Source organism: Actinomyces gerencseriae DSM 6844, assembly GCF_000429265.1.
Classification (GTDB): Bacteria; Actinomycetota; Actinomycetes; order Actinomycetales; family Actinomycetaceae; genus Actinomyces; species Actinomyces gerencseriae.
The window spans coordinates 171910-184246 of record NZ_KE386872.1; the positions used below are offsets into that span (position 1 = coordinate 171910).

A 12337-nucleotide genomic window follows, 5' to 3' on the forward strand; every position below is an offset into this window, starting at 1 on the left:
TCAGGCGATGCCAGCGCGCATGAAGTGCTTGCGCAGCATCTTCTGCCCCAGCCGACCTCCGAGGAAGGAGGACACGAAGACGACGGCGAGCAGTCCGAGCAGGAACGCCGGTGAGAACAGGGTCTCCCAGGCCCGGGCGTAGCCGTCCCCCATCTTCTTTCCTATGTCGGCGATGTAGGCGTCGTGCTGGTAGTACAGCGGCAGAATCGGGCCGGCGACCCACAAGGAGAACACGCCGTAGGCGAGCGCCGAGGCGCGGGCGGAGCGGTAGCGGCCGCGGGCCAGGACGATCTCGGCCAGAATGGAGAACACGGCCGCCGTCACCAGGGTGGTCCAGGCGTGCCCGGTCAGCACCATGAGCAGGGATGAGATGATGCCGGTGAGGAAGATCATCCCGGGCTTGCGGATGCGAGTGATGTAGAGGGCGAAGACGATGCCGTTGGCGAGGCTGCCGAGCACGATGCCGATGGCGTGAACAGCCGGCCCGAAGAGGCCGAGCATGCCGAAGCCGAAGAAGACGACGAAGTACATGGCCGTGAAGACGCCGACGGTGATGAGGTCCTTCGGCTTGAGGGAGTGGTCGGCGAGCGGGGCGGGACTCGCTGCCGCGGGAGCCTCAGAGGTCTCAGAGGTCTCGGGGGTCTCGGTGTTCGGGGTCATGGGAACGTGGCTCTTTCCTCGATCATAGGGTTAGGTACCCCTGAATGATACGAGAAGGATGAGAATCGATATCTTTTTCCGACCGGCTGTCAGAATGAAGATCCCGGGCGGGGCGCCCCGGGGGCGGAGAGGCGCCCTGGTGACGTTGCACACGCCCGACAAGCATCGTCCGGCGACGGGTTCCACGATGATCCACGCTAGAATGGCCCCAGAAACGCCCACGGTGCGCCCTGGGCTCTTCGCAGGTACCCACCTACACGCCGCGGGACCGAGCCCGCCAGTCGGCGTTCAGAGGGGTCGGGTGCAGCCCGGCGCACAGGAAAGAGGAGCAGCTGACACGTGTCTGACCAGGACCAGCCTGTGACCATCGCCGATTCACGTATCGGCCAGGGGTCGGCCGACTACGGCGCTTCGGACATCACCGTGCTCGAGGGACTCGAGGCGGTGCGCAAGCGGCCGGGCATGTACATCGGCTCCACTGGTGAGCGCGGATTGCACCACTTGGTGTACGAGGTCGTCGACAACGCCGTGGACGAGGCCCTCGCCGGTTGCTGCGATCACATCGAGGTCACCATTCAGGCCGACGGCGGGCTCCGGGTCGTCGATAATGGACGCGGCATCCCCGTTGACGAGCACCCCACGGAGCACAGGCCCACCGTCGAGGTCGTCATGACGATCCTTCACGCCGGCGGCAAGTTCGGCGGTGGCGGCTACGCTGTCTCCGGCGGGCTCCACGGCGTCGGCGTCTCCGTGGTCAACGCCCTGTCCACCCGCGTCGATACGGAGGTGCGTCGTCAGGGACATGTGTGGCGCATGAGTTTCGGCGACGGCGGGAAGCCCACGACGCCCCTGATCAAGGGCGAGGAGACCTCGGAGACCGGTACCACGCAGACCTTCTACCCCGATCCGGCGATCTTCGAGACGGTCGTCTTCGACTACGAGACCCTGCGGCGTCGCTTCCAGCAGATGGCCTTCCTCAACAAGGGCCTGCGCATCACACTCACCGACGAGCGCGAGGGCGTGACCGATGCCGGTGATGAGATCACCGGTGACGAGACCGGGCCGGGCGATGAGCCGGTGGTGGGATTCCGGTCGGACACCTACTGCTACGAGCACGGTCTGCGTGACTACGTGGCCTTCCTCAATCACTCCAAGAAGGTCGAGGTCGTCCATCCCGAGATCATCGACTTCGAGGCCGAGCAGGCCATCGACGGCGTCCACGGCATCAGTCTCGAGATCGCGATGCAGTGGACGAGCGCCTATTCGGAGTCGGTGCACACCTACGCCAACACGATCAACACCACCGAGGGCGGCACTCACGAGGAGGGCTTCCGCACGGCGTTGACCACGCTGATCAACAAGTACGCCCGGGAGAAGGGTCTGCTCAAGGACAAGGACGGCAACCTCGTCGGCGACGACATCCGTGAGGGACTGACCGCGGTCATCTCCGTCAAGCTCACCGAGCCCCAGTTCGAGGGGCAGACCAAGACCAAGCTCGGCAACACCGAGGCCCGCACCTTCGTTCAGCAGACCGTTTACTCCCGGCTCGGCGACTGGCTCGACTCCCACCCCGCCGACGCCAGGGCCGTCATCGCCAAGGCGACTCAGGCGGCGGCGGCGCGCCTGGCCGCGCGCAAGGCCCGTGAGGCCACGCGCCGCAAGGGAGTCCTGGAGTCCGCCTCCATGCCCGGCAAGCTGCGCGACTGCTCCTCCCGGGACGCCGCCGAGTGCGAGATCTTCATCGTCGAGGGCGACTCCGCCGGCGGTTCCGCCGTCGGCGGGCGCGACCCCGAGCACCAGGCGATCATGCCGATCCGCGGCAAGATCCTCAACGTGGAGAAGGCGCGCCTGGACCGGGCGCTGTCCTCCGACACGATCCGATCCCTCATCACCGCCTTCGGCACCGGCATCGGCGAGGACTTCGATCTGGCCAAGCTGCGCTACGGCAAGATCGTCATCATGGCCGATGCCGACGTCGATGGCCAGCACATCGCCACCCTTCTGCTGACCCTCCTCTTCCGCTACATGCGCCCGCTCATCGAGCAGGGCCACACCTACATCGCCATGCCGCCGCTGTACCGCCTCAAGTGGGTGGGCGTCGAGCACGAGTTCGCCTACTCCGACGCCGAGCGCGATCGGATGCTCGAGGCCGGGACCGAGGCCGGTCGTCGTCTGCCCAAGGACGGCGGCATTCAGCGCTACAAGGGACTGGGCGAGATGAACGACCACGAGCTGTGGGAGACGACCATGGACCCGACCACCCGAATCCTCAAACAGGTCACTCTCGATGAGGCGGCCGATGCCGACGAGACCTTCTCGATCCTCATGGGCGATGATGTCGAGCAACGCCGTTCCTTCATCCAGCGCAACGCCGCGGATGTGCGCTTCCTGGACATCTGAGTCCGCTGACGCACTCCGACGGGAGATCCCACGAGCACGTAAGGAATTCTGTGAGCGACGAAGTTGACGAGATCATCGGCGACGAGGGCCTGACGGATGCGGTCGTTCCCCAGCGCGTCCAGCCGGTCGACCTTCAGATGGAGATGCAGCGCTCCTACCTCGACTACGCCATGAGCGTCATCGTCGGGCGCGCCCTGCCGGACGTGCGCGACGGCCTCAAACCCGTCCACCGTCGCGTCCTGTACGCCATGTACGACGGCGGCTACCGCCCGAACGCCTCCTTCTCCAAGTCCTCCCGCGTCGTGGGCGAGGTCATGGGCAATTATCACCCGCATGGCGATGCCGCCATCTACGACGCCCTGGCCCGCCTGGTCCAGTGGTGGTCGCTGCGCTACCCGCTCGTGGCCGGACAGGGCAACTTCGGTACTCCCGGCAATCTCGGTCCGGCCGCTCCCAGGTACACCGAGTGCAAGATGGCGCCGCTGGCCATGGAGATGGTTCGCGACATCGACGAGGAGAGCGTCGATTTCCAGGACAACTACGACGGGCGGAACCAGGAGCCGGTCATCCTGCCGTCCCGATTCCCGAATCTCCTGGTCAACGGGAGCGAGGGCATCGCGGTGGGCATGGCCACGCGCATTCCTCCGCACAACCTGCGCGAGGTCGCCTCCGGGGTCCAGTGGTTCCTCGAGCATCCCGACGCGAGTCGCGAGGAACTGCTGGAGAGTCTCATCGAGCGCGTCCCCGGCCCCGACTTCCCCACCGGTGCCACCATCCTGGGGCGGCGCGGCATCGAGGACGCCTACCGCACCGGTCGCGGATCGATCACCCAGCGGGCCGTGGTCAACGTCGAGGAGATCCAGGGCCGCCAGTGCCTGGTGGTCACCGAGCTGCCCTATCAGGTCAACCCCGACAACCTCGCCGATAAGATCGCCCAACTGGTGCGCGACGGGCAGGTCGGCGGTATCGCCGACATCCGCGATGAGACCTCCGGCCGCACCGGCCAGAGGCTGGTCATCGTGCTCAAGCGCGACGCCGTCGCCAAGGTCGTTCTCAACAACCTCTACAAGCGCACCCAGCTTCAGGACAACTTCCCGGCCAATATGCTGGCCCTGGTCGACGGCGTGCCCCGCACCCTGAGCCTGGACGGGTTCGTGCGCCACTGGGTGGACCACCAGATCGACGTCATCGTGCGTCGATCGCGCTATCGTCTGCGCAAGGCCGAGGAGCGCCTCCACATCCTCGAGGGACTGCTCAAGGCGATCGACGCCCTGGACGCCGTCATCGCTCTCATTCGCCGTTCGCCCACTACTGATGAGGCCCGCAGCGGGCTCATGGGCCTGCTCGGCGTCGATGAGGCCCAGGCCGAGGCGATTCTCTCCCTCCAGCTGCGCCGACTCGCCGCACTGGAGCGCCTCAAGATCCAGCAGGAGAGCGAGGATCTGCGAGCCCGGGTCGCGGACCTGCGCGACATCATCGCCTCCCGGCAGCGTCAGCGCAGCATCGTCTCGGACGAGCTGGCCGATATCGTGAGCAAGTACGGCGACGAGCGACGCACTCGTATCGTGCCTTTCGACGGCGAGATGAGCATGGAGGATCTCATCCCCGAGGAGGACGTCGTCGTCACCATCACCCGCTCCGGTTATGCCAAGCGCACCCGAACCGATGCCTACCGCTCGCAGCATCGTGGCGGCAAGGGGATCAAGGGCGCTGCACTGCGGCAGGACGACGTCGTCAGTCATTTCTTCGTCACCACCACCCACCGCTGGCTGCTCTTCTTCACGAACCTGGGTCGCGTCTACCGGGCCAAGGCCTATGAGTTGCCCGAGGGCGGGCGTGACGCCAAGGGCCAGCACGTGGCCAACCTGCTGGCCTTTCAGCCCGGTGAGGAGATCGCTCAGGTCATGGAGCTGGGGAGCTATGGCCAGGCCGACTTCCTCGTCCTGGCCACTCGTCGCGGCCTGGTGAAGAAGACTCGACTGAGCGAGTACGACTCCAATCGCTCCGGCGGTGTCATCGCCATCAACCTGCGCGAGAACGGGGACGGGATCAGCGACGAGCTCGTCTCGGCGTCCCTGCTGTCCGCCGGGCAGGATCTGCTCCTCGTCTCCCGTCACGGCCAGTCGCTGCGCTTTCGCGCCGACGACGAGACCCTGCGGCCCACCGGCAGGGCGACCTCCGGTGTCACCGGCATGCGCTTCCGGCCCGGAGACAGCCTGCTGGCCATGGGCGTCGTCGATCCGCAGTGGACCGACGCCGACCTGTTCGTCGTCACCGAGGGCGGCTACGCCAAGCGCACGCTCGCCACCGACTACCCGACCAAGGGTCGCGGTGGCCTCGGAGTCAAGGTCGCCAACCTCGTCGAGGCTCGCGGCGACCTGGTCGGTGCACTGGTGACCGCACCTCGCGACGAGGTCCTGTGCATCATGGCCTCGGGCAAGGTGGTGCGCTCCGCGGTGACCGAGGTCTCCCGTACCGGCCGCGCCACGCAGGGCGTGACGTTCGCCAAGCCTGACGACGGCGACCGCATCATCGCCGTGGCCCGCAGCGCCGAGCGTGAGCTCGTCGACGAGTCGGACGGGCCCGACGTCGGCGAGCTCGCCGATGGGTCGGAGCACGATGCCGCGGGGCCCGACGAGGTGGATTCGACGGATTCGATTGACGTAGTTGTGAACACCGCTGCGCCGGGTGATGCTGAGACGGTAGGCTCGAGCGACGACGAGAGTGAGGTTCAGGCATGAGTCAGTCGGAGTCCTTCCCACCCATGGGGGGAGACAGTGCGTCCCAGGGCAGTGGGAAGTCCGGTAGTCAGTCCAAGACGATCGCTGGTCCCCGGCGTGTACGGCTGTCCCTGACACGTGTCGATCCGTGGTCGATCATGAAGGTCACCTTCATGCTGAGCGTGGCGGCGGGCGTTATGTTCGTGGTCGCGGCCATCTTCGTATGGCTCATGCTCGACGCCATGCACGTGTTCTCCACCATCAAGGAGTTGGCGAGCACGATCATGCAGTCGGACAACAACGCTTACTCGGCACTCGTGGAGTACCTGGCCTTCAAGCGAGCGGTATCGATGGCCATCATCATCGGCGTGGTGAACGTGGTTCTGACAACCGCCCTGGCCACGGTGACAGCACTGCTCTACAACCTGACTGCGACGCTCGTCGGTGGGGTTCATCTCACACTGGCGGATGACTGATCGATTTGAAGGCGATCGACGTGGTGGGATAGCCTCATCCGCGTCGCCGGGCCTATAGCTCAGTTGGTTAGAGCGCATCCCTGATAAGGATGAGGTCGCTGGTTCGAGTCCAGCTAGGCCCACGTTCCGCGGTGGAATGAAGAGGGAGGGTTCATGAGGAACCGGATGCTCGTTTCAGCCGCGGTTTTCTCGTTTCTCGGGGTCGCATTCTATGCGGTGTGGCTGAGGATCGAGGCGGCGCGCGCCGAGCGCGCCGCGTGGGCCGAGGTCACCGACCCGGTCGATTAGTCGGGGCTATGGCGCAATTGGTAGCGCACCTGCTTTGCAAGCAGGGGGTTACGGGTTCGAGTCCCGTTAGCTCCACCTCCGCCGTGGTCGGACAGTAGCGGTCCGCGTGTAACCGACGGTGCGGAACACGTCGAGATCGGTCCGCTTCCGTGCCGAGATCGGTCCTTTCCGAGTGGGGCCGGCGAAGACCGAGGACCAGCGGTTCGTGACATCGTTGAGGCGTCTGCGTCGTCTGCGTCGCGCAGAGGGGTCGGTCCAAAGACTGCAGGGACGGTGGAAGGACCGCCGCCGATCGGATGTCACTTCCGGTTCGCCGCAGCCCAGAGGACCACGGGGAAGGGCCCGGCGGTCCCTGAGAGCGAGACGCCGGAATGGAAGATGGTCCGGTTCGACGAGGCTCCGGCATGACGGGGCGCTTCCGAGCCGATGTCGAGCGCGCCGGGCGGATCGGGGCTGTTCGCCGGCGGACGGTTCCCGGGGCGCTTCGTGGATCGCCGTCGAGCGTCATGACGGCGCACCCGCATCGAACCGACGTTGCGCCGGAGATATCGCCCGCCCGCCGCCGACAGGTCTTCCAAGGTCTCGTCCGCTGCATCATTCACCGCCGCGTGCCCGACAACCCGGGGCGGATCTTGACGACGGTGAGGAACCGGACCCATCTCGACGAAGGGACGGAGGACCCACTCGGGCTGCTGGTGGTCCGGGCGGTGCGAAACCACAGGGGGTGCCGGCGTCGACGCACAGCGGTGGACAACCCAACGCACGGGGTCGTGTCCACAGCGGTGGATGGGCGTGTGGCTTCAGCGTTCGGTTTTCCCCACCTGTGGGCTGGGCTGTGGAAAACGACATCGCTGTGTTTCCACATGTGTGCGCACAGCTGTGGATGAATCACAGCACTGTGCTTCCCCAGATTCACAGCTCTGAACAAACCTGTGGATAACCGTTCGAAGGATGTGCGGTCAGACCAGTGCCGCTCGCAGGCAGATCAGCCCAACCAGCGCGACTGCGATGCCCACCGTGCCCCAGACCCCGTAGACGGTGCGCTTGGTCCGTGGTGCCCAGGCGTACAGCGACGCCACGAGCGCACCGGTCACCAGTCCGCCCAGGTGGCCCTGCCAGGAGATGTTGGCCCCCAGGAAGGAGATGACGGCATTGATCGCCAGGAGTGCCACGATTCCCGAGGTGTCCCGCCCGAAGCGCCGTTGCACCACGAATATGGTCGAGAACAGGCCGAAGACTGCTCCGGAGGCGCCCACCGTCATCGTGATCCAGGCATCGGTATCCGGCCGGGAGAGCCAGTAGATCGCCGTCGAGCCGCCCAAGGCGCTGAGCAGGTAGACGGCGGTGAACCGCCAGCGCCCGAGCACCGGCTCGAGGGAGCCGCCCAGTACCCACAGGGCCCACATGTTGAAGCCGAGGTGCATGTAGTTCGCGTGGAGGAAGGCGGTCGTCAGGAACCGCCAGGGCTCGCCGGCGGCCAGTGCCGGCAGGAAGGCGAACTGGGAGTCGAGGGAGGGGACGGCCATCTGCACCAGATAGATCACCATACAGGCGGCGATGAGCCCCTTGGAGACCAGAGCACCGGCCACCGCTCGTCCGCCGAGCACGGAGCGCACGTCCCGACGGGACGCCGCTGCTCTGCGAGCGCAGTCCACGCAGTGCACGCCGACGGCGCTCGGCACCTGGCACTGGGGGCAGGTGGGACGATTGCAGCGCTGGCAGCGCACGTATGTGACCCGGTCGGGGTGCCGTGGGCATACTGGGAGTTCGTTGGACGGATCGGTGGTGAACTGGGTCATGGCTGGGTCCTGTCGAGCGGGGAGGGCATCGAGTACGGCGACGCCGCCGGTCCGCGGAGGGCCGGCGGCGTCGAGGGTTCGAGCGCGGCTCACTTCGTGACGGTGACCGAGGTGATGACGACGTCCTCCAGAGGGCGATCGCGCGGGTCGGTCGACACCGCCGAGATCGCGTCCACGACCTGGCGGGATGCGTCGTCGGCCACCTCTCCGAAGATCGTGTGCTTGCCCTGCAGCCACTCGGTGGGCGCCGTGGTGATGAAGAACTGGGAACCGTTGGTGCCCTTGCCGAGGCGACGACCGGCGTTGGCCATGGCCAGGATGTAGGGCTGCGTGAAGGTCAGGGAGGGGTCGATCTCGTCGTCGAAGGTGTATCCGGGGCCGCCGGTGCCGGTGCCCAGGGGATCGCCCCCCTGGATCATGAAGCCCGGGATGACGCGATGGAAGATCACGCCCGAGTACAGGGGCGCGTTGGACTGCTCCTTGGTACGAGGGTCGGTCCAGGTCTTCTCACCCGTCGCCAGGCCCACGAAGTTCGAAACGGTTTCAGGAGCCTGCTCCGCGAAGAGCTCGAGGCGGATGTCGCCGAGGTTGGTGTGCAGTGTCGCTTCCATGACCGCAATCGTTGCACGCGCATCACGCACGGCGCTGAGACGCTCGGCTGCGGACACGCCTGTTCACCCCAGGCAAAACGCGTGCTTGGATTACGGGTGCGATCGGTCCGCGGGTGCGACGATGGACCCCAAGCGACCTCATCGTTCCGAGCAGGGAGACCATCATGGCTTGCAAGACCTTCGAGAAGAAGATCGACACCGACCAGCTTCGTCACGAGGCGGCCTCCCTTGCCGAGAACATCGCGGCTCGGGCCGAGCGCGCCGCCGTGTGGGCGGCTCCCCGCGTGAGCAGGGCCCGCACCGAGGTCGCCAAGGCCGCCAAGGAGGCCCAGTTGCGCGCACAGCCCGTCGTCGAGGAGGCTCGTAGCCGGGTGGCCGAGGACTACGTCCCGGCCGCTCACAGAGCCGCCGTTGCCGCTCAGGCCGCGGCCGGCACGGAGGGTACGCTCACCGAGCGCGCTCAGCGCATCGCCGTCGCCGCGAAGAACGCGGCACTTGATATTCCGGAGGTTCCCGTGAAGAAGAAGCACCCCGTCCTTAAGACGCTCGGCTGGCTCGCGCTGGCCGGTGCCGCAGCGGGCGCCGCCTACGTCGTGTGGCGGCGCAGTCAGCCCGTGGAGGATCCGTGGGCCGAGGAGTACTGGGCCGACTCCGCCGAGGATGAGACCGTCGGGGTGGAGGGCGCCTCCACGACCGAGTGAGGCGTGAAGAGGCCCACGCGCTCCAGTCTCAGATCAATCGGACCTGATCGCGGCGTCCCCCGTGCGGCTCGTGCGGGGGACGCCGCTGCGGCTCCAAGCCTCCCGGAGAAGTACGCGGACGGATAGGCTGGGAGCATGAACACCGTCGTTCCCGCATCCCCGGCATTCCTGATTCGAGGGACCAATGAGCCCGCTCCCCTGCGGATGCCGCGGTTGGGAGCGGGTACCTACAAGATCGATGCCGAGCGGGTCGAGCATGTGGTTCGTGATGCTCTCGGCGTCGGCTACCGGCACATCGACACCGCTCAGATGTACGGCAATGAGTCCGGAGTCGGCACCGCTATCGCGGACTCGGGAATCCCTCGCGACGAGTTGTGGGTGACCTCCAAGCTCGACAACCCCAACCACCGGCGCGATGACGCCCTGCGCAGTTTCGAGGCCACCATGCGCGATCTGCGTCTGGACGTCCTCGATCTCTTCCTCGTGCACTGGCCGATGGCCCACTCCCCCGGCATCGACCTGGTCGATACGTGGCGCACCATGATCCGGATCCTGGAGTCGGGCCGCGTACGAGCCATCGGGGTGTCCAATTTTCAGGCCGAGCACCTGCGCACGATCATCGAGGCCACCGGCGTGACCCCGGCCGTCAACCAGATCGAGCTTCACCCCTACCTCCTGCAGAAGCCGCTGCGCGCGCTGCACGACAGTCTCGGTATCGTCACCGAGTCCTGGTCTCCCTTGGGGCGCGGGCGACTGCTGCAGGATCCGGTCGTCATCGACGCGGCGGCCGCGCTCGGCGTCACCCCCGCCCAGGTCGTCATCCGCTGGCACCTGCAGCACGACCTGGTCGTCATTCCGAAGACGACGCATCTCGAGCGCATGCGCACCAATGCCGACGTGTCGTCGTTCGCGTTGACGGACGAGCAGATGGCGGCCCTCGACGCCCTCGATCGGGGGCTGCGCACCGGATCGCATCCCGACAGGATTCAGGAGTGAGCGCCGGCGAGGCGCGTCGTGCTCACTTCCAGCGGAGGAGCCCCAGGAAGCCGATCATCATGATGAGGAACCCCACGTAGAGGTTCCCATTGGCCAGCCAGTCGTTGGCGTGGTGGGACTGGAAGTACGGCAGCGGATAGGTGCCCTTGAAGAGATAGGTCGTCACGACCCACAGCAGCCCGATGACCATGAGGGTCACCATGGTGGGGGCGTACCAATTGGGGCTGCCGGTGCGCTTGACCTTGACCGGTACACGGGATACACGGTTCGCCGCGGATCGCGACTCCTGCTTCTCCTTCTCCGCTGCGGCCGCCTTGGCGGGGTTGCCCGAGCGCTTGGGAGCGGACTTCTTCGACTGGGCCACGTGGGCCTCCTCACTGGCGGGACGACTGGGAATCCGGACTTGTTGCCGGGTACGGCCAACGCCTAGCCTAGGGCATTGCGGAGCAGGATCCGTCGGCCTCGAGTCGTGGACGAGGCGCGCAGGTTCGTAGAACGACTCATAGACTGGTCATGGCACTCAACGTCCAGCCACCCAGGAGGGCTGATGGCATCCAATCGTCACAGGGCGAGGCCGCGTCGTCGTTCGGCGCTCGACCGGGTCCTGTCGGGATTCGGGGAGCTCCTCATCACCGTCGGGATCGTCGTGGCGCTCTTCCTGGCCTGGCAGCTGTGGTGGACGGGGATCGCCGCGACCCAGAAGGCCGAGGCCCACACCACGGCCTTCCATGAGACCCAGGTGGAGTCGCCCAAGATCGAGGGCACCAAGCACACCGAAGACCCGCCGGAGTTCGAGCCCGTCGATTACGGGGGCACCATCGGCATGCTCGTCGTCCCCAAGTGGTATGGCGTGACGAACAACAATATGCCGATCCTCGAGGGCACGGGAAGCGATGTGCTGGACCAGGCGGCGGCCGGTCACTACCCCGAGACGCAGCAGGTCGGTGAGATCGGAAACTTCGCGATCGCCGGTCATCGGCGCACCAATGGCAATTCCTTCCTGCGCATCGACACGCTTGAGGAGGGCGATGAGATCGTCGTCGCGACGAGGGACACCTGGTACGTCTACACGGTCTCGTCCCACGATATCGTCGAGCCGACGCAGGTCGACGTCATCGCCCCGGTGCCGGGCGACCAGGAGGCCCAGCCCGTGGATCGCTATATCACCCTGACGACGTGCCACTCCCTGACCACCGGTGAATGGGGCAATGACCACCGGTGGGTCGTCCACGGGAAGTTCTCCTACTGGATGCCGCGGTCCGAGGGGCGCCCCGCCTCGGTCCTGGGCGACCCGGAGGTCAACTGATGTACGGATGGATCTGGCGGCACCTGCCCGGCCCGGCCTGGTTCAAGGCCATTGAGGCCCTGGCCCTGATGGTGCTGACGGTGCTCTTCCTCTTCGAAGTCGTCTTCCCCTGGGCCAACGCGACGTGGAACCTCTCGGGGGAGGCCACGGTCTGACCCACGGCCGCGGTCCGACTCCGCGTTCTGCCCGCAGCCAGATCGCGACGTCGCGTTCGTGATGCAGGCGGGACCGGCGCGCCGCTCGGCGTGCGACGCTGACTGCGCTCTCGGGCGGGGCGGTTGACATCACGACGGTGGTCGTCGAGAAGGACATGCGGGGCCGCACTCTGATCAGGGTGCGGCCCCGCACGAGCTCGCGAGCCGGAAGACCCGATGAGGACG

At 66.5% G+C, this 12337-nt stretch carries 12 protein-coding genes and 2 tRNA genes; 10 read left to right on the top strand and 4 right to left on the bottom strand.

Going from position 1 to position 12337, the window contains the following annotated elements; genetic code table 11:
* Entirely contained in the window at window positions 1-660 is a 660-nt protein-coding gene (locus G448_RS0112365; RefSeq protein ID WP_026408238.1) for an MptD family putative ECF transporter S component, read from the bottom strand.
* 339 nt (window positions 661-999) lie between these two features.
* Between G448_RS0112365 and gyrB the strand changes: the two genes are divergently transcribed.
* From gyrB to G448_RS0112395, 6 genes are all read left to right on the top strand, one after another.
* A complete protein-coding gene (gyrB, locus tag G448_RS0112370) occupies window positions 1000-3060 on the top strand; it encodes a DNA topoisomerase (ATP-hydrolyzing) subunit B (protein WP_390882931.1) in 2061 nt (686 codons plus the stop codon).
* A 50-nt stretch (window positions 3061-3110) separates the two neighbouring features.
* Window positions 3111-5801 carry a DNA gyrase subunit A gene (gyrA, locus tag G448_RS0112375; RefSeq protein ID WP_026408240.1) on the top strand — a complete coding sequence of 897 codons (2691 nt, stop codon included), beginning with the start codon at window positions 3111-3113 and terminating at the stop codon, window positions 5799-5801.
* Entirely contained in the window at window positions 5798-6256 is a 459-nt protein-coding gene (locus G448_RS0112380; protein ID WP_026408241.1) for a DUF3566 domain-containing protein, read from the top strand. The genes gyrA and G448_RS0112380 overlap by 4 nt, the downstream gene beginning before the upstream one ends.
* 48 nt (window positions 6257-6304) lie before the next feature.
* Window positions 6305-6378 (top strand) — tRNA-Ile (locus tag G448_RS0112385).
* A gap of 31 nt (window positions 6379-6409) precedes the next feature.
* On the top strand, window positions 6410-6544 hold the full coding sequence (locus G448_RS18590) for a DLW-39 family protein (RefSeq protein ID WP_211228017.1): 135 nt from the start codon (window positions 6410-6412) through the stop codon (window positions 6542-6544).
* A gap of 2 nt (window positions 6545-6546) precedes the next feature.
* Window positions 6547-6619 (top strand) — tRNA-Ala (locus G448_RS0112395).
* A gap of 884 nt (window positions 6620-7503) precedes the next feature.
* Here the strand turns inward: G448_RS0112395 and G448_RS0112400 are convergent.
* The gene (locus G448_RS0112400) at window positions 7504-8343 is read right to left on the bottom strand and encodes a rhomboid family intramembrane serine protease (RefSeq protein ID WP_026408242.1); all 840 of its coding nucleotides are present in this window, start codon (window positions 8341-8343) and stop codon (window positions 7504-7506) included.
* An 89-nt stretch (window positions 8344-8432) separates the two neighbouring features.
* The gene (locus tag G448_RS0112405) at window positions 8433-8954 is read right to left on the bottom strand and encodes a peptidylprolyl isomerase (protein ID WP_008730804.1); all 522 of its coding nucleotides are present in this window, start codon (window positions 8952-8954) and stop codon (window positions 8433-8435) included.
* A 164-nt stretch (window positions 8955-9118) separates the two neighbouring features.
* Here G448_RS0112405 and G448_RS0112410 point away from each other — a divergent pair, with 164 nt between their 5' ends.
* Together G448_RS0112410 and G448_RS0112415 are read left to right on the top strand one after the other, a co-directional pair.
* Window positions 9119-9655 carry a hypothetical protein gene (locus tag G448_RS0112410; RefSeq protein WP_051269039.1) on the top strand — a complete coding sequence of 179 codons (537 nt, stop codon included), beginning with the start codon at window positions 9119-9121 and terminating at the stop codon, window positions 9653-9655.
* 135 nt (window positions 9656-9790) lie between these two features.
* Window positions 9791-10651 (top strand): aldo/keto reductase, encoded by an 861-nt coding sequence (locus G448_RS0112415; protein WP_026408244.1) that lies wholly within the window; start codon window positions 9791-9793, stop codon window positions 10649-10651.
* A gap of 22 nt (window positions 10652-10673) precedes the next feature.
* Here G448_RS0112415 and G448_RS0112420 read toward each other — a convergent pair whose 3' ends face one another.
* Window positions 10674-11015 carry a cell division protein CrgA gene (locus G448_RS0112420; RefSeq protein ID WP_026408245.1) on the bottom strand — a complete coding sequence of 114 codons (342 nt, stop codon included), beginning with the start codon at window positions 11013-11015 and terminating at the stop codon, window positions 10674-10676.
* A 183-nt stretch (window positions 11016-11198) separates the two neighbouring features.
* On the opposite strand from G448_RS0112420, the gene G448_RS0112425 reads away from it, so the two are divergent.
* On the top strand, window positions 11199-11957 hold the full coding sequence (locus tag G448_RS0112425) for a class E sortase (protein WP_026408246.1): 759 nt from the start codon (window positions 11199-11201) through the stop codon (window positions 11955-11957).
* Window positions 11957-12112, top strand: a complete 156-nt coding sequence (locus G448_RS18445; protein ID WP_026408247.1) for a hypothetical protein — start codon at window positions 11957-11959, stop codon at window positions 12110-12112. The genes G448_RS0112425 and G448_RS18445 overlap by 1 nt, the downstream gene beginning before the upstream one ends.
* The last annotated feature ends 225 nt before the right edge of the window (window positions 12113-12337 follow it).